Source organism: Pseudomonas sp. Mb7, from assembly GCF_054790525.1.
On sequence record NZ_CP186501.1, the window covers coordinates 3,642,344 to 3,661,618 of the forward strand.

Below are 19,275 nucleotides of genomic sequence, written 5' to 3' on the forward strand. Positions count from 1 at the left end.
AGTGCCGGCCTCATCGCTGCGATGCGGCGTTCCGACAAGCCAGCTCCCACAGGTTATGCGTTCAGCCTAACCAAGGGTTGTTGGCCAGATGTTGGCGTTCGAAGGTTTTGATCTGCTCGCGCCGTTGCAAGGTACTGCCGATAGCATCCAGACCGAGGATCAACGCAGTCTTGCGCAGGGTGTCGATCTGAAAGTCGATTACGCTGCCATCCGCAAGACTAATCCGCTGCGCCTCCAGATCAATACTGATCCGCGCCGTTTCAGCCTGACCGACAAGCTGTCCGATGCGTTGCACCTGCGCTTCATCCAGGGTGATCAACAACACCCCGTTACGCTGGCAATTGTCGTAGAAGATCCCGGCAAAACTGCTGCCGATCAACGCGCGGATGCCCATCTGCTGCAAGCCCCAAACCGCATGTTCGCGGCTGGAACCGCAGCCAAAATTCGCTCCGACTACTAGAAAACTCGCGCCCTGCCATGTCGGTTTGTTCAACACAAAATCGGGATCGGGGCTGCCATCGCGCAGAAACCGCAGATCGAAAAACAGCCCGCGATCGAGTCCTTGGCGATCAATGCCTTTGAGGAATTGTTTTGGCATGATCACGTCCGTGTCGACGTTGGCCGCCAGTAACGGTGCGGCCCGACCGCTGATGTGGGTGAAGGGTTGCAGGCTCATGGGCGTTCTCCAAATTGGCGAATATCGGTGAGTCGACCGCAGATCGCAGCGGCGGCGACCATGGCCGGGCTCATCAAATGAGTGCGCGCACCGGCGCCCTGACGGCCTTCGAAATTGCGGTTGGTACTCGACGCGCAGCGGTCGCCGGGCGCAAGTACGTCGTCGTTCATCGCCAGGCACATCGAGCAGCCAGACTGACGCCATTCAAAACCGGCATCGATAAAGATCTGCGCCAACCCTTCGGCCTCGGCCTGAGCGCGAACTTCGCTGGAGCCGGGGACGATCATCGCCCGCACATGTCCGGCCACTTGCTGACCGCGCACGACGCTGGCGGCATCGCGCAGGTCTTCTATCCGCGCGTTGGTGCACGAGCCGATAAAGGCGTGGCTGATAACAATGTCGCTGAGCGCCATGCCCGCTTCGAGGCCCATATAGTTGAGGGCGCGGCGCATGTCCTGACGCAGGATCGGATCGCTGATCGCTTGCGGATCTGGTACCCGCGCACCAATTGCAGCTGCCTGATCGGGGCTGGTGCCCCAGGTGACCATCGGTTCCAGGACGCTGGCGTCAAGGTGAATCTCGCGGTCAAACAGCGCACCGGGATCACTGCGCAGTTCGCGCCACTTCTTCACGCCTTGTTCCCATAGCTCTCCTTGCGGCGTTCGCGGCTTGCCCTTGAGATAGGCGAAGACTTTGTCATCCGGGGCCATGAATGCGCCGCGCGCTCCAGCCTCGACAGCCATGTTGCAAATGGTCATGCGCGCTTCAACGCTGAGGGCATCAATGGTCGAGCCGCAGAATTCGATCGCGTAACCGCTGGCCCCGGAAGCACCGATGCGGCCGATCAGGGCCATGATCACGTCTTTCGAGGTCAAACCCGGCGCCAACTCGCCGTCGACGGTCACGCGCAGGCTTTTCAGTCGTTTGTAGACCAGCGTCTGCGAAGCCAGCAGGTGTTCGATCTCGGAGGTGCCGATGCCGAAACCGAAAGCACCGAGTGCGCCATAGGTGGTGGTGTGGCTGTCGCCAGCGGCAATGACCATGCCAGGCAGAATAAAGCCCTGCTCGGGGGCGATAACGTGCTCGATGCCCTGACGCTTGTCGAGGATGTCCAGCAACTCGATGCCGAAGTCCCGGCAGTTCTCCGCCAGATACGACACTTGCCGCGCGCCGCCGGCGTCGGGCATTACTGCGATGCGCACAGGCGTGGTCGGGTTGACGTGATCGACCACCGCCAGCGCCGTGCCCGGCCGCCAGACGTCGCGCCCGGCCGCGCGCAAACCGCTGAAAGCCTGCGGGCTGGTGTATTCGTTGATCACCTGACGATCGATATACAACAGGACATGACCCTGATCGTCGAGGCGGCACACCGTGTGCGAATCGATGTGTTTGTCATAGAGGGTTCTGGCGGTCATCAAGGCGCTCACTCAGGGAAATCAGGTGATTCCCATCATAGGGAGCGCGGGTCGGCCATCAATTGGCAGACAGTGATGGCGTGGATCATGAATCGTGTTTGATCCCCTGTACGCAGCAAAGCCCTGTGGGAGCGAGCCTGCTCGCGAAAGCGGTGGATCAGGCAACGGATAAAGTGACTGACCCGGCGCTTTCGCGAGCAGGCTCGCTCCCACAAAGGGATTTGTGGTGAGCGGGGAATTGGGAAACATTTGCTTTCATATCACCTTTCGGGATTTGTCCCGCTCATTCGTCCTATAGAGATGCAGGCCGTTCGCGTAGGCAAAAGCCACGTTCGGTCTTTCGGGGTCTGCCGTGCTGCGAAGCCCGTAGCCACGCGCCCTTTCACCGCTATAAAGACGCGCAATCATGTCGAAGAAATCCCGCTCCAAACTGTGGTTCCTCGTTCATAGCTGGCTGGCGTTACCGATCTGGTTCTTTGTCCTGATCGTCTGTGTCACCGGCACGCTGGCGGTGGTCAGCCAGGAAATCGTCTGGCTGGCCAACCCGCAGATGCGCGCCAGCCAGCCTGCGGACGATGCGCCGCTGCTCAGCTATGACCAGATCATGGCAGCGATCAAAACAGCCGAACCACAGACCATCGTTGAAAGTATCAGTCGTCCCGACGAATCCCACTTCGCCCTCGACGTTGCGGTCAGCTATCCGGACGGTCGTTCGCAGACGGTCTACGTCAATCCTTACACCGGGGTGATTCAGGGCCCTGCCCCGACGTTCGATTTCAAGGCCTTCACCCGCGCCCTGCATGGCTGGTGGCTGGTGCCGTTCACCAACGGTTTCAGTTGGGGCTGGTATCTGGTGTCGTTCCTCGGCGTGCCGATGCTGGTGTCGCTGATCACAGGTCTAGTGGTCTACAAGCGCTTCTGGAAAGGTTTTCTGCGTCCGACCCTGCGCGTGCGTCACGGCGCGCGGATCTTCTGGGGTGACTTCCATCGCTTGTGCGGTATCTGGTCGATCTGGTTCATTGCGGTGATTTCCATCACCGGGATCTGGTTTCTGATTCGGGCGATTCTGTTCGACAACCAGATCGCCATTTCCAGCGAGCCGATCATTCCGGCCATGTCCCGCGAGAGCGTGCCGATCTCTGCCGCCGGCACACCGCCGCCACGGATCAGCCTGGACCGTGCCGTCGAGCTCGCGCAAGAGAAGATTCCGGGGCTGGAAGCCAGCTTCGTCAGCCTGCCGGGCAATGCCTACAGCCACATGAGCGTCGGTGGGCGCGGCTGGTATCCGTTGATGTTCCAGACCGCCACGCTCAATCCGTACAACGGCGACATCGCCGCTTCACGGCTTCTGTCCGATCGTTCGTCGCTGGAGTTCGTCACCGAGTCCATGCGGCCACTGCACACCGGCGACTTCGGCGGCATCTGGATCAAGCTGATCTGGTTCTTCTTCGGTTTGATCCTGAGCATGATGATCCTCAGCGGCTTGTTGATCTGGACCAAACGCACCGCGCTGGCCACCGCCAACGCGTTGAAGCGCGAAGACAAGAAACACCGCCTCAAGGCACAACCGGCGATGAGCCGTGAAACCTCGGAGGCCAGCCTGTGAGCAAATCAATCACCAAGGCACAGCCTTCTCGACTCGCGCGTTTCTGGCACAAATGGCGCTTCCACATCAATGTCCTGCTGCTGTTGATCCCGCTGGGGTTCATGCCCAAATACTTCGCCGACGCCTCTCTGTTTCGCGGTGACAGCGGGCTGGGCCAACATGAAATCGGCAATATCCAGGTTGGCCCGTGGAGCCTGCGCCTGGCCGAACTGCGCAACGAAGCGCCGGTGCTCACTGGCCCGGCCGGCTACATGAAAGACTTCAGCGCCGCCCTTTGCGATGCCTGTGTCGAGCAGGTCAAGGCCACCTACCTGCGCATCGGCAAGCCACGCAGCCTGCGCGCCGCCGGTACGATTTTCTTTGGCACGCCATACCGCATGGGCACGCAGATGCCGATCCCGGAGAAGACCAGACCCGACGCCGAACTGTGGATCACCATGGAAGGCTGGGACGGCAGCATGCATCAGGCTTCGATTCCCCTGAGTCAGGCCTCCCCCGCCACCTTCGCCTGGCTGAACAAACAAGGAGTCAAACCATGACTTGTTCCCAACGCCCTTCCCGCCTGCGCCTGAAGGCCGTGCTGCTGGTGCTGTGCGCCGGTTTCAGCGCCAGTGCGCTGGCTCACAACCCGATGTGCGAATGTAAAGCCATCGACGCCGAGCAGATCAAATGCACCGGCGGGTTCTCCGACGGCAGCGGCGCGCCGGGGGTGACCCTCGATGTGATCGGTTACGACGAAACCATTCTGGTGCCGGGCAAACTCGGCGCCGATTCCACACTGACGTTCAAGAAACCCGGCAGCGAATTTTACGTGCTGTTCGACGCGGGCCCGGGCCACGTGGTGGAAATCGACCAAGCGGATATCGAAGCCCCATGAGTACGCCCACTCGACAAATCGTGCGTCCGGCCGGTGCCGGTCATGAAACCCTCAATGTGCTGCTGTTGTGCCTGTTGATCCTCGCGGTCGCAGGTTCTGTGGTCGCGTGGCGCGGGGTTTCCCATGAGCCCGAGCCAGTGGCGACTAACCAGCTCGACGCACGCCGCGACCTCAGTGCTGCCGAGCAAGGCATCTATGCCGACCTGCGGGTGACCCTCGATGAAATCCGCTTGCTGCGCGAGGAACAACAAGCGCTGCCGACGCCGCAGAATCTGGCCGACGAAGGGTTTGCGCCATTTGCCCAGGATGCGAGTTCGGTCAGCCGCGGCGGTCATGCCTGGCAATTGCTGGCGGACGCCGCGTATTTCGGCCAAAGCCAGAATCCGGCCGTCGCCGGTTCGTTTGTGATGCTGCTCAGCGCCGATGACAAGGCTGCGCCGGACATCTGGCTCAGCCGCGATGCTGCCGCTCAAGCCCCGGCGCAACTCACTGCGGCGGCGCTGTCCGCTGCCGGCTGGAAACAGATCGTCGCGCAATACGATGCCGGGGTTACCCGCGAACATCGCCATTGATTCCTCGCCCTCCTCCGAGAGAAGACCGCTTGCCCATGTCTATTTCATCGCCACGCCGTCCATTGTTACGCCTCTTTTTATTGGGCCTGTGTGCCTGTCTGCTGCGCCCTTTGGCCAGCGCCGATCAGGCCAAACGCCTGCGCATTGGCATCACCCTGCACCCTTACTACAGCTATGTGGCCAACATCGTCGGCGACAAGGCCGAGGTGGTGCCGCTGATCCCGGCCGGTTTCAACCCGCATGCCTACGAGCCACGGGCCGAAGACATCAAACGCATCAGCGGGCTGGATGTGATCGTGCTCAACGGCGTTGGCCATGACGACTTCGCCGACCGCATGATCGCCGCCAGCGAAACGCCAAACATCAAAACCATCGAAGCCAACGAAAACGTGCCGTTGCTGGCGGCCACCGGGGTCGCCGCACGCGGGGCCGGCAAAGTGGTGAACCCGCACACGTTCCTGTCGATCAGCGCTTCTATTGCCCAGGTCAACAACATTGCTCGCGAACTGGGCAAACTCGATCCGGACAACGCCAAGACCTACACCCAGAACGCCCGCGCCTACGGCAAACGCCTGCGGCAGATGCGCGCCGACGCGCTGGCAAAACTGACGCAAGCGCCGAACGCGGAACTGCGCGTGGCCACGGTGCACGCGGCTTACGACTATCTGCTGCGTGAGTTCGGCCTGGAAGTGACCGCCGTGGTCGAGCCGGCCCACGGTATCGAGCCGAGCCCAAGCCAGTTGAAGAAGACCATCGACCAGTTGCGTGAACTGGACGTGAAAGTGATCTTCTCGGAGATGGATTTCCCGTCCACTTACGTCGACACCATTCAGCGTGAGTCTGGCGTCAAGCTGTATCCGCTGTCGCACATTTCCTACGGCGAATACACCGCCGACAAGTACGAAAAGGAAATGACCGGCAACCTCAACACCGTGGTGCGGGCGATTCAGGAGTCTGGCGCATGACTTCCAGAGAAACGATCTCGACCGAACTCCAGTCCCCTGGGGGAGCGAGCCTGCTCGCGAAGGCGCCGGATCAGCCAACATCTGTATTGAATGACACGCCGCATTCGCGAGCAGGTCGAATCGTCGCACCGTCGCTCCCACAGACCTGCGGGCCGACGCTGGATTTTGCGGAGGTTTGTCTGACGCTGGGGCGCACGACGATTTTGGATAACGTCACCTTCCAGGTGCAGCCCGGCAGCGTACATGCTCTGGTCGGCCCCAACGGTGGCGGCAAGAGTTCGCTGATCAAGACCCTGCTCGGGCAAATGCCCCATCAGGGCCAGCTCAGCCTGCAATGGCCCGGCGAACCCGGCACCATCGGTTATGTACCGCAGGCGCTGGAATTCGATCGCGGTCTGCCGATGACCGTCGACGATTTCATGGCTGCCATGTGCCAGCGACGTCCGGCGTTTCTCGGTTTGAGCAAGCGTTACGCCGGCGCCATTGGTGAAGCGCTGGAACGCGTCGGCATGCAGGACAAACGCAAGCGCCGCATGGGCGCGCTGTCTGGCGGTGAGCGGCAGCGGGTGCTGCTCGCCCAAGGTTTGATTCCGGCGCCGCAATTGCTGGTGCTGGATGAACCGATGTCGGCCCTTGATGAAGCTGGGATTCAAGTGTTCGAACGTCTGCTCGGCGATTGGCGTGCAGCGGGCATCACCGTGCTGTGGGTCGAGCACGATCTGGAAGCGGTTGGGCGTCTGGCCAGCCGTGTCACTGGTCTAAACCGCCGCGTGCTGTTCGATGCCTCACCGCAAGAGGCGCTGACCCCGGAACGTCTGCTGACCTTGTTCTCGACCCATCCACGGAGCGCTGCCTGATGAGTTACGAAGCCTTTCGTTTGATGGTGCAAGGCTGGGCCTCGTCCGGTTATCTGCCGGAAGCGCTGGCCTACGGTTTTGTGGTCAATGCGTTGCTTGCCGGCCTGTTGATCGGCCCGGTACTCGGCGGCCTTGGCACTCTGGTAGTGGTCAAGCGCTTCGCGTTTTTTTCCGAAGCGGTGGGTCATGCGGCGCTCACCGGTGTAGCCATCGGCATTCTGCTCGGCGAACCTTACACCGGGCCCTACGGCAGTCTGTTCGGCTACTGCCTGCTGTTCGGCATCCTGCTCAATTACCTGCGCAACCGTACCGGTCTGGCACCGGACACTTTGATCGGCGTATTCCTCTCGGTGTCACTGGCACTGGGCGCAAGCCTGCTGCTGATTCTGGCGGGCAAGATCAATGTGCACATTCTCGAGAACGTACTGTTCGGTTCGGTACTCACGGTCAACGGCAACGATCTGGCGGTATTGGCCATCGTCGGTTCGCTGGTCATGGCCCTGGCCTTGCCACTGTACAACCGCATCATGCTCGCCAGTTTCAACCCGCAACTGGCGGCGGTGCGCGGGGTGGCGGTGAAGACCCTGGACTATCTGTTCGTGATTCTGGTGACGCTGATCACCGTCGCAGCAGTGAAAGTCATCGGCGCGATTCTGGTCGGCGCGCTGCTGGTGATTCCAGCGGCGGCGGCACGTTTGCTCAGCCAGTCGCTCAAGGGCTTCTTCTGGTGCTCGGTGTTGATCGCCACGGTCAGCACACTGTGCGGGATCCTCGCGCCGATCGTGTTTGATCTGCCGATTCCGTCCGGCGCCGCGATCATTCTGGTCGCCGGCATTGCCTTCGCCCTCGCCGCCATTGCGCGCGGGGTTGTCCCGAGTCTGAAAGGGAATCTTGGATAAATGAGTTTTTCACTGCGCAAACTGACCCTGGCCATGACCCTGTGCGGTGTGATCTGCACGCCGTTGATGGCCGCCGAAAACACTAAACCGCTGCGAGTGCTGGCCTCGTTGCCGATCACGTATGGCTTGGGCGAAGTGCTGCTCAAAGGCACTGACGTCAGTCTGGAACGTGCAGCCCCCGCCAATTTGCCGGGCAGTCGCCAGACCGCGTATTTCACCGGTCGCGGTGCGCCGGCGCTGAGCAAACTGGCAACCGGAGCGGACGCGGTCATTGGCGTGCGTTCACTGTGGGCCGATGATCCGCTGTACCCGATCGCCCGTCGCAGCAATATTCGCATCGTTGAAGTTGATGCGGCGCGCCCGGTCGACGGCGCCCTCCCGGGCATTGCCGTGCAACCGGATCTGAAGGTTGATGGTTTGAACAGTCAACCGTGGCTGGCGAGCAACAACATGGGGCGCATGGCGGACGTGATGGCGGCGGATCTGGTGCGCCTGGCACCTAGCGCCAAGCCTGCGATCGAGGCGAATCTGGCGACGTTGAAGCAGCGTTTGCTGAAGCTCAGCGCCGACAGCGAGGCGCGGTTGGCCAGCGCCGACAATCTGAGTGTGATGAGTTTGAGTGATCACTTTGGTTATCTGATCGGTAGTCTGAATCTGGAACTGATCGGCGAGGATCCACGCCCTGATGCGGAATGGACGCCGCAGGATCTGAAAAAACTGACGGCGACGCTCAAGGACAATGATGTGGCGGTGGTGCTGCATCATCGGCAGCCATCGGAGTCGGTGAAAGCGGCAATTGCCGAGTCAGGCAGTCGTTTGGTGGTGTTGAGTACCGATGCGGTAGATCCGGTGGCGGAGCTGGAAGGCAATGTGGATTTGTTGCTTGAGGGTTTGAGCGGGGCTTAGTTTCAGCCGGAACCGCGTTATCGTTCATCGCGAGCAGGATCACTCCTACAGGGCGAGCGCATTCCAAATGCAGGAGTGAGCCTGCTCGCGATGAGGCCAGCCCGGCCAACACAAACCTAAGGAATGAAAAAACCCGCTGACGGTTTCCAGTCCAGCGGGTTTCTTTTTGCCCGGCCGCTTATTGCGCGGCGGCCTGGGCTTCCATCTTCTGACGCAGACTCAGCGGACGCATGTCGGTCCAGACTTCTTCGATATAGGCCAGGCATTCCTTTTTCAGGCCGCTCTTGCCCACGGTGCGCCAGCCTTGCGGCACGGCTTTGTAGTCCGGCCAGATCGAGTATTGCTCTTCGTGGTTGACCACGACCTGAAAGAGGATGTCCTCGCGGTCGAATACTGACGTCATGCTGGTTCTCCATCGTTATAAGGGTGGGCTGCACGCTGAGTGCAGCCGGGTATGTAGAAAGAACGTTCGGCGCGGCGAAAAATTTACAGCGCAGCGGTGGCAGCGGCCAAAGCACGGCCAAAGATTTCTGCGACACGGTCGATTTCGGCGGCAGTGATCACCAGCGGCGGCAGGAAACGTACTACTGCGCCATGCCGACCGCCCAGCTCCAGAATCAGCCCACGCTTGAGGCATTCGCGCTGGACCAGCGGCGCCAGTCGTGCGAACGCCGGCGGATGACCGAGCGCATCCGGTGTGCCGTTCGGCTCGACCAGCTCGACGCCGAGCATCAGGCCGCGACCACGAATGTCGCCCAATTGCGGGAAGTCCCGTTGCAGGATGCGCAGGTGCTCGCTGAGGCGCTCGCCCATGGCAGCAGCGTGTTCGCAGACCTTGTGCTCAACCAGATAACGCATCACCGCAGAACCTGCCGCCATGGCCATTTGATTGCCACGGAACGTGCCGGCGTGCGCGCCCGGCTGCCAGGTGTCGAGCCAGTCGCGATAGACCACCACGGCCAACGGCAGGCTGCCGCCGATGGCTTTGGACAACACCACCACATCCGGGGTGATACCGGCGTGTTCGAAGGCAAACATCTTGCCGGTGCGGGCGAAACCGCTCTGGATCTCGTCGACGATCAACGCCACACCCGCCTTTTCGGTGATCCGGCGCAAGCCGCGCAACCACTCGATGTCCGCCGGAATCACACCGCCCTCGCCCTGCACCGCTTCGACGATCACCGCTGCGGGCAGTTGCACGCCGGCTTCCGGGTCGTTGAGCAAGTTTTCCAGATAGCTCAGGTTAGCCTTCACGCCCGCCGCGCCACCAAGGCCGAACGGGCAACGGTAGTCATACGGGAACGGCATGAACTGCACGCCATTGCTGAGCAACGCACCTAGCGGTTTTTTCGGCCCCAGGCTGCCCATCAGGCTCAGCGCGCCCTGGCTCATACCGTGATAACCACCGGAGAACGACAGCACGGTGCTGCGCCCGGTCGCCGTGCGTACCAGCTTCAATGCTGCTTCCACGGCATCGGTACCGGTCGGGCCGCAGAACTGGATTTTCGCTTCAGCCGCGAGGGCAGATGGCAGCAGGCCGAACAGGTCCTGGACGAACTGATCCTTGACCGGCGTGGTCAGGTCGAGGGTATGCAATGGCAATTCATCGGCCAGTACCTGCTGGATCGCTTCGATCACCACCGGGTGGTTGTGCCCCAGCGCCAGCGTGCCGGCCCCGGCGAGGCAGTCGACGAACGTGCGCCCTTCAACGTCTTCGACATACAGGCCTTTGGCGCGCTTCAGTGCCAATGGAATGCGTCGTGGATAGCTGCGCGCGTTGGACTCCTGCCGGGCCTGACGAGCCAGCAATGGCGATTCATTGAACTGGTACAGCGTTTCGGCCGGCGCCGAGGTAACCCGGGCCGACGACTCTTCGATAAGGCTGGTGGCGACTGACATCTCTCGACCCCTCAATTGGCTATGGATAGTGACCAAAACAGCACACCGGACAGGTGCGCATTCCGATCGCGGGGCGCACTTGCAGGTTTTCCTGTTCTGGAAACGCTTAAGGGGCCTGAGGATTTAGCCCGTGATCGTGTTGTCAGGCCGGCGCTGCCAACGACTTGTGCATGGGCAGGGTCTGCACGCCTTGGTATTCGACGGGCGGCGCTGACTCGCGATAGCCCAGACGGCGATAAAAAGTACGGCCGGTGCGCGTGCTGTTGAGATTCGCTTGAGCAACGTCGCGAACCCGCAACCAGCCTTCCAGATCGTGCATCAACGCGCGCCCGACGCCCCGGCGAAAGGATTCCGGCTGCACGTAACACAGGGAAATGTCACCACTGGCCTGTGCCATGCCGACACCGACCGGTTTGTCCGCCAGTAAAGCCATGCATAAATAGAAGTGCGGGTCGGCGAGGCGGGCGCTGATGAAGTCGGCGGATTGCTGAGTGATCCAGGTGCTGACCCGTGTCGGATCGTTACGGTGGTCGAGCGCACAACCGATACGGATCGAACGTTCGATGATGCGGCTGATGATGCCGGCGTCGGCCAGTGTGGCGGGACGAATGCAGATGGGTGCTTCCATGGCGCAATTCCCTCAATCCATTGAGTCAAAGCTGCGTTGACCTTACCCCCACCTCTGCCGGATAGCGAATGTCGAAAAGTTACATTTGATGTGTCTGGCGCGATTTCCTGTAGGAGCTGCCGAAGGCTGCGATCTTTTGATCTTGATCTTGAAAAACAAAATCAAAAGATCGCAGCCTTCGGCAGCTCCTACACAAGCTCTACTGGAATCAGACAGGTTGCAATGGCATGGTCAGCTCGACACTCAGGCCATCCGGGCGGCTGTCGAAATGCAGGGCGCAGTCGCAGCGCTGGACGATCGCCTGAACAATCGCCAGGCCAAGGCCGCAACCGGTGCTCTGGCCGTTGCGCCAGAAGCGTTGGGTCAGGTGTTGCAGATCATCCGCCGCAATCCCCGGGCCATGGTCGCGCACGACAAACCGCACACGGTTGCCAATGGTTTCCAGGCTCAGCTCAACCGCGCAGTTTTCTGGCGTATGGCGCAGGGCGTTGTCGAGCAGATTGCGCAGCGCCGCAATCGACAGCACCGCCGGCATTTGCAGCGGTGCAACGGAAAGTCCGGTCGGCAGTTGCAGTTTGATGCGCTGGTGCTCGCCACCGGTGGCGTCCTGAATGGCCAGGCGTGCCACTTGCTCGGCGCTGCACTGCGAACCGTCATCGAACGACAGACTACCCTCGACCCGCGCCAGCAACAGCAACTGTTCGAGGGTGCGATGCAAGCGATCGGCGCCCTCCTCGGCCCGCGCCAGCGACTGATCGCGGGCGCTGCCATCGGTCATGCGCGCAACTTGCAGGTGGGTCTTGATCGCCGTCAGCGGGCTGCGCAGTTCATGCGCCGCGTCACCGGTCAGGCGCCGCTCGCGCTCGATGGTTTTGCCGATGCGTTGAAACAACTGATTTTGCGTTTCAAGCAGCGGCTTCAATTCGCTGGGGAAGGTCTGGATCTGCAACGGCTCAAGCGAGTCGGCATTGCGCCGCATCAACGCTTCACGTAGACGGTTGAGCGGCGCCAGCCCTTGGCCGATACCCAGCCACAACAGGCACAGACAACCGAGCAGCGCCACGCCCACCGGCACCGACGCTGCCAGCAGGATCGACATGTTCAGCGCCTCGCGCTCGATCTGCCGGTCGGCTGTGGTAATGCGCACATCGCCCCGGGCGAGGGTGAAGCTGCGCCACGGTGCACCGTCGATCATCTGGTCATGGAAGCCCATTTTCTCGGCTTCCAGCGCTTGTTCGGGATTGTTGTGGCTGCGCGCAAGAATTTCCCCACGCAAGGAGCTGACCTGACAGGCCATGCCACCGGGGATATTCAGTTGTTCGGCACTGAAATGCGTGCCCTCGCCTTTGCTCGGCAGCGTCGGCAACTGTTCCAGCAGCCCGGCGACCATGCGCGCCGAGGCCACCAGACGCTGGTCGAGGGAAAACATCATCTGATTGCGCAGGTCACTGAGCATCCAGGCCGCCGCCAGCGCCCAGATCAGCGCAAATGCAGCGCCGAGGGTCAGGCTCAGGCGCAGTCGCAGACTCATCACTTGCCTTGATCTCCACCGTCGGCCGGGCCAAGGCGATAGCCCAGACCGCGCACGGTTTCGACGATGCCTTTGCCCAGCTTGCTGCGCAGGTGATGGATGTGCACGTTCAGCGCGTTGCTTTCCAGTTCATCGTTGAAGCCGTAGACACTGTCCTTCAATTGCTCGGTGGACAGCACCCGGCCACGATTGTGCAGCAGCGCCTGCAACAGCGACTGCTCGCGACGCGACAGGTCCACCGGTTGCCCGGCCAGCGTGGTTTCGCGGCTGCTCGGGTCGTACGTCAGTGCGCCATGCTCGATCAGGTTGACGCTGCGCCCGGCGACCCGGCGCAACAGGGTTTGCAGGCGGGCGAACAGTTCACGCAGATCAAACGGTTTGAGCAGGTAATCGTCAGCCCCGGCCTGCAAGCCGTCAACGCGGTCGGTGACCGAGTCGCGCGCGGTCAGAATCAGCACCGGAATTTCCAGGCCGCTCTGCCGCAGTTGTTGCAGCAACTTGAGGCCATCTTCGTCGGGCAAGCCGAGATCGAGCACCATCACGTCAAATTCGGCAACCTTGAGCATCGCCCGCGCTTTCGATGCGGTGTTGACGTGCTCAACGGTCAAACCCTGAGCCGTGAGACCGGCAACGATGCCGCTGGCAATCAGCTCATCGTCTTCGCAAACCAGTACGTGCATGGTGAGTCCCGTAGAAAAAAGCCGATTAGGCAGTTGGCCGATTAAGCTGACATTATGCCCCGAACGTCACAGCGACAAGGGCGTGGCGGTTAATCATCGGTTAATCGCCGCCGCCCATTGTGCACCTCACTTGCACAGGGACAAGGCTCCTCCATGCGTCATTTTTTTCTTTTGTTTGCTCTGCTGATCTCCAGCCTGGCCCAGGCCGGGAACAATCCATTTGAGACAAAACCGGAGTTTCTCCTGGTCGACCAGGCATTCGTGCTGACATCCGAGCGCCTGGAATCCGGTGAGACCCAGTTGTTCTGGCAAATCGCCGACGGTTATTACCTGTATCAGAAACGCCTGAAATTCGAAGGGCTGAGCGCAGAGCAACAGCCCGCGCTGCCTGAAGGCGAATCCCACAGCGACGAGTTTTTCGGTGAGCAACCGGTCTATCGCCAAGGGCTGGAAATTAAAATTCCAGCCTCGGCCACGGGGCAGATCAAGGTCGGCTATCAGGGCTGTGCCGATGCCGGCCTGTGCTATCCACCGCAAACCCGGGTCATCGACCTGGGCGGTAAAGCGCCAGCCACGACAACACCGGCGACAACAGCGACAACGAACGACCAGGCACCGGATCAAGCCCTGGCCAGCAGCCTGCAAGAACACGCGTTGGGCTGGAGCTTGCTGGCGTTTTTCGGTTTCGGCTTGCTGCTGGCATTTGCGCCGTGCTCATTGCCGATGCTGCCGATTCTGGCCGGAATGGTCGTCGGCAGTGGTGCCACCCCGCGTCGCGGATTTGTACTGGCCGGCAGTTATGTGATTTGCATGGCGCTGGTGTATGCAGCGATGGGCGTGATTGCCGCGCTGCTCGGCGCGAACCTGCAGGCATGGTTGCAAAATCCATGGCTGCTGGGGACCTTTGCCGCGATCTTCGTGGTGTTGGCGTTGCCGATGTTTGGCTTCTTTGAACTGCAATTGCCGGTGGCCCTGCGCGATCGCCTGGAACACGCCTCGCGCAGTCGCAGCGGTGGCAGCGTGATCGGTGCCGGAGCGCTCGGTGCATTGTCCGGTCTGCTGGTCGGCCCGTGCATGACCGCGCCACTGGCGGGTGTCTTACTGTATATCGCGCAGACCGGCAACGCGCTGCACGGTGGTTTGATTCTGTTTTCGCTGGGCATCGGCATCGGTGTGCCGCTGCTGTTGCTGGTGACCGTTGGCAATGGCTTCCTGCCCAAACCCGGTGCGTGGATGAACCTGCTCAAAGGCGTGTTCGGATTCTTCTTCCTCGCCACTGCGCTGGTGATGTTGCGCCCGGTGCTGGATGCGTCGTTATGGCTGGGCCTGTGCGGCGCGCTGCTGTTGATCGCCGCGTTCTGCGCCTGGAAACAGTCCGAAGGTTTTGGCCGCGTTGCGCAGTTGTTCGGCGCCAGTTCGCTGCTGCTCGGGCTGTGGGGCAGTTTGCTGGTGATTGGTGCGGCGGGCGGCAGCGATGATCCGTATCAACCGTTGCAGGTCTACAGTGCCGGCCGCGCTGGCGCCGCCGCGCCTTCGGGTCATGAAGCGTTCACCACGATCAAGGAGCCGGCGGCGCTGCAACGCGAACTCGATGCCGCCAAGGCTCAGGGTCAGTGGGTGCTGCTCGATTACTACGCCGACTGGTGCAAGTCTTGCCTGATCATGGAGAAGCAGGTGTTCGGTAAGGACAACGTGATGCAGGCGTTGAGCAACGTGCGCCTGCTCAGGCTTGATGTCACCGACGACAATGCCGCCAGCGCTGAACTGCTCAGCCGCTACAAAGTGCCGGGACCGCCGACGTTCATCTGGATCGGTGCTGATGGTCTGGAGCGCCGCAGCCAGCGCATCACCGGCGAAGTCAACGCCGAGACGTTCCTGCAACACTGGACTGCCACCCGAGATGCCCATTAATGCTGACTTTCACCCTCGGCACCTTTGCCATCGCGCTTAACCACCTGCTGCTGATCAGTGCCCTGGCGCTGGCGACCTTTGTCGGGTGGCGGGTGGCCAAGCGTGGCGGTGATAACCCCGAGTCAGCATTGTTCAGCCTGTTTCTGCTGGGCATGCTCGCGGCGCGAATTGCCTTTGTGCTGCTGTACTGGTCGCACTATCGCAATGACCCGTGGCAGATCATCGATTTGCGCGACGGTGGTTTCCTCGCCTGGCCGGGGGTGATCGTGCTGTTGCTGGTCGCCCTGTATCGCGGCTGGCGGCGTCCAGGGCTGCGTCGCCCGTTGGGTTTTGGCGTGGCCAGCGGCGTGGCGTTCTGGCTGTTGGCGACGTTGTCGTTAAACCTCTACGAACAAGGCACCCGACTGCCGGACATCTCTCTGCGCAACGCGGCCGGGGAAACCATCCAGCTCAGCGATTATCAGGGCGGCCCGCTGGTAATCAACCTGTGGGCGACCTGGTGCCCGCCGTGCCGGCGCGAGATGCCGGTGCTGGAAAGCGCTCAGCAACAACGCCCGGATCTGACCTTCCTGTTCGTCAATCAGGCCGAAAGCATGCAGAGCGTGGCGACGTTTCTCGAAACCCAGGGCCTGAGCCTCAATAACGTGCTGTTCGACCGCAGTGGTCGGCTGGGTCAGGCCGTCGGTTCCATGGCATTGCCGACTACGCTGTTCTATAGCCCTGACGGTCGGCTGCTGACCAGCCACCTGGGTGAGCTGTCCAACGCCAGCCTGGCGCGCGCGCTGGAAAACTTCGCCACCCCAACCCCGAATTCGAACCCGGCCACTGCACCGGCCACCTCTGCAAGGAAACTGCCATGTCCCGCCTCCGCCACCTGCTGACGCTGACTCTGGGCACCGCCCTGCTGCACTTGCCGTCGGTGCAGGCTGCTGAAGAACTGCCCGCGGCGATCAAGCAGATCGAAGCCAAAGGCGCGAAAATCGTCGGCCAGTTCGACGCCCCCGATGGCCTGCGCGGGTATGCGGCGCAGTATCAGAATCGCGGCATGGCGCTGTACCTGACCCCGGATGGCAAACACGTGTTGCTGGGCAATCTGTACGACGCCGACGGTAAAGACCTGAGCAGCGAGCCACTGCAAAAACTGGTCTATGCGCCGATGGCCAAGGAAGTCTGGGCCAAATTCGAGGCGAGCAACTGGATTCAGGACGGCAACAAGGATGCACCGCGCACGGTGTACCTGTTCAGCGATCCGAACTGCCCGTACTGCAACATGTTCTGGGAACAGGCACGGCCATGGGTCAAGGCCGGCAAGGTGCAACTGCGGCACATCATGGTTGGCATCATCCGCGAGGACAGCCCGGGCAAATCCGCCGCGTTGCTGGCCGCGAAAGATCCGGCCAAGGCCCTGGAGGATCACGAAAAAGCAGGCAAGGGCAGCTCGCTCAAAGCGCTGAAAGATATTCCGGCGGCCGTGCAGACCAAACTGGCAGCGAACATGCAGTTGATGGAAGACCTGGATTTGCAGGCGACGCCGGCGATTTTCTACATGGATGACAAGGGTGAGTTGCAACAGCAACAAGGCGCGCCTTCGCCGGACAAGTTGGTGAAGATTCTCGGCCCCAAGTAACGATTACTGGCTCCCGCCTCAGTGCGGGAGCCATCAATATTCGCTTCGGCCGATAATGTCCTCCAGATACTCCGTTGTCCCCTGCTCTTTCAGGAACGTCGTAACCTCAGCTATCCACTGTTGATCCGACGTGATGCCCGCCCAGGCGTGCGTACCCGCCCAGTGATAGGGACGATCATCAAAGGTGCTGATCAGCGCCTGATTCAATGTTCGCACATCAAAATCCGGATTTTTTGCGCTTTGCATCATCAGTGAGCTGAACACTCGCTGTTGTGTGTCTTCGCACAATTTGACCTGCCGGGCCTCTGTGGAGCTCAAAACGATAAAGTCGGGCTTGATGCCCTCGTCGAGCGCTGCCTGCAACCGGTAGTGGCCATCGATGATCACGTACGAGCACAACGCGCCCACATACCAGAGCAAGATGGGCGGCAAGCTGCCTTCCCTGGCTTTTTTACGCCACCATTTCATCCGGCCTGCCAATGGATCCACCGTGTGCAAGCCGATCAGATGACCCAGATCCCAATCGAGCCAATGCACGGTTTGCGGCTGCACATTGTCGAGAATGCCGTCACCGCGCGCGTACCATTTCGGCAAATGGCTGGAAGCTTCTGCAGGCGTTGAGAAATACCAGCCCTTTGCGCCTTCGCCGTAGGTATAGCGGGCAGCAGCGGGCAGCAGAGGACGCGCCACCCAATGGCCGGGATAGAGAAAGTCCGCCTGATTATCCATCAACCTGTTGATGAAATAACGGCACCAGTGGCGGATGCGCTCATCAGGGGGTAAATCAAAATGTTCCTGAACGTCAGCCGCACCAATGGCAGGAACCGGTGACGAGTCCAGTTGAGTGGACTGCGGATTGCGAACCAGCCACGCACCGTAATACGAGGTGGCGATGGTGCCCCAAAACAACGGGATGTCGTTGAGCATCAGCTTCATCCGACCGTTGTTACCGCTCTGCAGATGCAGCGGAGGTTTGGCTGATTTCGCTCGTTTGACTTCAACGCTCAAGCCGGCCCACTTGTCCTCAAGATCCTTGAGATCGCGCCAGTAAAATTGCTCCACATCAGTCCCTTAATGATTGTCTTTGCGGGCGGCAGTATCTCAGATTTCAGCTTTGCGGTGCCTGGGCTGGCCCCATCGGCGGATCTGCGCGCGAAGCCGGCTCGCTCCTGCTTTTAGCCGCGCGTCCTCAGTCAGGGTGCGGTCGAGTATCGGAGCGAGCTTGCCCGCGAAGTGCAATTACCCGGTAATTCGGTTGCGCTCGCTGAGGAAGGTAAGCAACGCCTCGGTGACAAACTGCGGATTCTCCAGATTGGAGATATGCCCCGCTTCCGGCACCAACACCCACGGGCAACCGATCAGCTCGGCCATTTCTTTAGCTTCTGACGGTGGCCGTGGTTTGTCCTGATCGCCGCACATGACCAGCGTGGTCGCCGCATTCAACTTGCCCAACCGTGGCAACAAGTCATCACGGCCAAAGGTGATTCGCCCCATCGGCACGATGCTTTCGCGCAGCCGATCCGAAGAGTACGCCGCCAGTTTCGCGCGGAAATCCTGATACAGCGCCGACTGCGGATCGATCCCCGGACGGAAGAAAATCGGCACAACGATATCCAGTAGTTGCTCGGAGATTTCGCCGGTTTCCTCAATTTGCTTGAACAGCGAGAAGTAATGCTGACGGGTGGGTTCAGGTTCGACGCCAACGTAGGTGTCCATCAATACCAGACCGTTGATCCGTTGCGGTGCCGACAACGCCAGACGCACGCCCCACATGCCGCCGACCGACAGGCCAATCAGGGTGACACGTTCGATATCCAGATGATCGAGCAGAGCCTGCGCCTGACTGGCAATGTCATCCAGTGATGTCGTGCCTTCAGGCAACCGTCCCGACTCACCGTGGCCCCACAGATCCAGCGCAATCACCCGATAGTGCGGCGATAACGCGGCGATCTGCGGCGCCCACATGGCCTGATCCCACAGATAACTGCCGGCCAGCAAAACTGCCGGACCAGTGCCTTGATCAATGTAATGCAGCGCTTGTCCGTCAACCGTGAAAAAAGGCATCGACCACCCCCGCGACAAAAAAGAGAACCGGCAGACTGAGCTGCCGGTTCTTTATCGTCAACCTTGGAAATGTACATGAATGTACCGGCCTCATCGCGAGCAGGCTCACTCCTACATTTTGGAATGCGTTCCCCTGTAGGAGTGAGCCTGCTCGCGATGAGG

Annotated in this window: 20 protein-coding genes; 11 read left to right on the top strand and 9 right to left on the bottom strand. The window is 60.9% G+C overall.

Annotated features, from left to right (window positions below; translation table 11 throughout):
• Positions 1 to 61: 61 nt before the first annotated feature.
• Positions 62 to 676, bottom strand: a complete 615-nt coding sequence (gene leuD / locus ACOYXH_RS16340) for a 3-isopropylmalate dehydratase small subunit (RefSeq protein WP_220556630.1) — start codon at positions 674 to 676, stop codon at positions 62 to 64.
• Positions 673 to 2,091 (bottom strand): 3-isopropylmalate dehydratase large subunit, encoded by a 1,419-nt coding sequence (gene leuC, locus ACOYXH_RS16345; protein WP_258708598.1) that lies wholly within the window; start codon positions 2,089 to 2,091, stop codon positions 673 to 675. Before leuC ends, leuD begins: the two co-directional genes overlap by 4 nt.
• A 406-nt stretch (positions 2,092 to 2,497) precedes the next feature.
• On the opposite strand from leuC, the gene ACOYXH_RS16350 reads away from it, so the two are divergent.
• Genes ACOYXH_RS16350 through ACOYXH_RS16385 form a run of 8 tightly spaced genes read left to right on the top strand, consistent with a single transcriptional unit; the run spans position 2,498 to position 8,773 of the window.
• Positions 2,498 to 3,697, top strand: coding sequence for a PepSY-associated TM helix domain-containing protein (locus ACOYXH_RS16350; RefSeq protein ID WP_095048408.1), 1,200 nt, complete (start codon positions 2,498 to 2,500; stop codon positions 3,695 to 3,697).
• Positions 3,694 to 4,236, top strand: coding sequence for a thiamine pyrophosphate-binding protein (locus tag ACOYXH_RS16355; protein ID WP_095048409.1), 543 nt, complete (start codon positions 3,694 to 3,696; stop codon positions 4,234 to 4,236). The genes ACOYXH_RS16350 and ACOYXH_RS16355 overlap by 4 nt, the downstream gene beginning before the upstream one ends.
• The gene (locus ACOYXH_RS16360) at positions 4,233 to 4,574 is read left to right on the top strand and encodes a hypothetical protein (protein ID WP_095125122.1); all 342 of its coding nucleotides are present in this window, start codon (positions 4,233 to 4,235) and stop codon (positions 4,572 to 4,574) included. The genes ACOYXH_RS16355 and ACOYXH_RS16360 overlap by 4 nt, the downstream gene beginning before the upstream one ends.
• Positions 4,571 to 5,146: a DUF6162 family protein gene (locus ACOYXH_RS16365; RefSeq protein WP_095048411.1), complete on the top strand. Its 576-nt coding sequence runs from the start codon at positions 4,571 to 4,573 to the stop codon at positions 5,144 to 5,146. The genes ACOYXH_RS16360 and ACOYXH_RS16365 overlap by 4 nt, the downstream gene beginning before the upstream one ends.
• A 35-nt stretch (positions 5,147 to 5,181) precedes the next feature.
• Positions 5,182 to 6,111, top strand: a complete 930-nt coding sequence (locus ACOYXH_RS16370; RefSeq protein WP_460409806.1) for a metal ABC transporter substrate-binding protein — start codon at positions 5,182 to 5,184, stop codon at positions 6,109 to 6,111.
• Positions 6,108 to 6,968: a metal ABC transporter ATP-binding protein gene (locus tag ACOYXH_RS16375; protein WP_460409807.1), complete on the top strand. Its 861-nt coding sequence runs from the start codon at positions 6,108 to 6,110 to the stop codon at positions 6,966 to 6,968. The genes ACOYXH_RS16370 and ACOYXH_RS16375 overlap by 4 nt, the downstream gene beginning before the upstream one ends.
• Complete coding sequence (locus ACOYXH_RS16380) at positions 6,968 to 7,867, top strand: metal ABC transporter permease (protein ID WP_007917717.1); 900 nt, start codon at positions 6,968 to 6,970, stop codon at positions 7,865 to 7,867. The genes ACOYXH_RS16375 and ACOYXH_RS16380 overlap by 1 nt, the downstream gene beginning before the upstream one ends.
• Positions 7,868 to 8,773 carry a metal ABC transporter substrate-binding protein gene (locus ACOYXH_RS16385; protein ID WP_460409808.1) on the top strand — a complete coding sequence of 302 codons (906 nt, stop codon included), beginning with the start codon at positions 7,868 to 7,870 and terminating at the stop codon, positions 8,771 to 8,773.
• 178 nt (positions 8,774 to 8,951) lie between these two features.
• Here the strand turns inward: ACOYXH_RS16385 and ACOYXH_RS16390 are convergent, their stop codons facing one another.
• The 5 genes from ACOYXH_RS16390 to ACOYXH_RS16410 all read right to left on the bottom strand — a co-directional run bounded on the left by ACOYXH_RS16390 (position 8,952) and on the right by ACOYXH_RS16410 (position 13,511).
• A complete protein-coding gene (locus ACOYXH_RS16390) occupies positions 8,952 to 9,176 on the bottom strand; it encodes an MbtH family protein (RefSeq protein ID WP_038364139.1) in 225 nt (74 codons plus the stop codon).
• An 83-nt stretch (positions 9,177 to 9,259) separates the two neighbouring features.
• Positions 9,260 to 10,672, bottom strand: coding sequence for a diaminobutyrate--2-oxoglutarate transaminase (locus ACOYXH_RS16395; protein ID WP_460065453.1), 1,413 nt, complete (start codon positions 10,670 to 10,672; stop codon positions 9,260 to 9,262).
• A gap of 142 nt (positions 10,673 to 10,814) precedes the next feature.
• On the bottom strand, positions 10,815 to 11,300 hold the full coding sequence (locus ACOYXH_RS16400; RefSeq protein WP_220556632.1) for a GNAT family N-acetyltransferase: 486 nt from the start codon (positions 11,298 to 11,300) through the stop codon (positions 10,815 to 10,817).
• 208 nt (positions 11,301 to 11,508) lie between these two features.
• Positions 11,509 to 12,831: an ATP-binding protein gene (locus ACOYXH_RS16405; protein ID WP_220556633.1), complete on the bottom strand. Its 1,323-nt coding sequence runs from the start codon at positions 12,829 to 12,831 to the stop codon at positions 11,509 to 11,511.
• Positions 12,831 to 13,511 carry a response regulator gene (locus ACOYXH_RS16410; protein WP_007908710.1) on the bottom strand — a complete coding sequence of 227 codons (681 nt, stop codon included), beginning with the start codon at positions 13,509 to 13,511 and terminating at the stop codon, positions 12,831 to 12,833. The genes ACOYXH_RS16405 and ACOYXH_RS16410 overlap by 1 nt, the downstream gene beginning before the upstream one ends.
• Positions 13,512 to 13,664: 153 nt before the next feature.
• On the opposite strand from ACOYXH_RS16410, the gene dsbD reads away from it, so the two are divergent.
• The 3 genes from dsbD to dsbG are packed head-to-tail and all read left to right on the top strand — an operon-like array spanning position 13,665 to position 17,049.
• Complete coding sequence (dsbD, locus tag ACOYXH_RS16415; RefSeq protein ID WP_460409809.1) at positions 13,665 to 15,422, top strand: protein-disulfide reductase DsbD; 1,758 nt, start codon at positions 13,665 to 13,667, stop codon at positions 15,420 to 15,422.
• Positions 15,422 to 16,303 (top strand): TlpA disulfide reductase family protein, encoded by an 882-nt coding sequence (locus ACOYXH_RS16420; protein ID WP_095048418.1) that lies wholly within the window; start codon positions 15,422 to 15,424, stop codon positions 16,301 to 16,303. The genes dsbD and ACOYXH_RS16420 overlap by 1 nt, the downstream gene beginning before the upstream one ends.
• The gene (dsbG, locus tag ACOYXH_RS16425) at positions 16,279 to 17,049 is read left to right on the top strand and encodes a thiol:disulfide interchange protein DsbG (protein ID WP_460409810.1); all 771 of its coding nucleotides are present in this window, start codon (positions 16,279 to 16,281) and stop codon (positions 17,047 to 17,049) included. The genes ACOYXH_RS16420 and dsbG overlap by 25 nt, the downstream gene beginning before the upstream one ends.
• Positions 17,050 to 17,082: 33 nt before the next feature.
• Here dsbG and ACOYXH_RS16430 read toward each other — a convergent pair whose 3' ends face one another.
• Together ACOYXH_RS16430 and ACOYXH_RS16435 are read right to left on the bottom strand one after the other, a co-directional pair.
• Entirely contained in the window at positions 17,083 to 18,111 is a 1,029-nt protein-coding gene (locus ACOYXH_RS16430; RefSeq protein ID WP_258708602.1) for a ParB/Srx family N-terminal domain-containing protein, read from the bottom strand.
• Between the two features lie 177 nt (positions 18,112 to 18,288).
• Positions 18,289 to 19,113, bottom strand: coding sequence for an alpha/beta fold hydrolase (locus ACOYXH_RS16435; RefSeq protein WP_460409811.1), 825 nt, complete (start codon positions 19,111 to 19,113; stop codon positions 18,289 to 18,291).
• Positions 19,114 to 19,275: the final 162 nt, after the last annotated feature.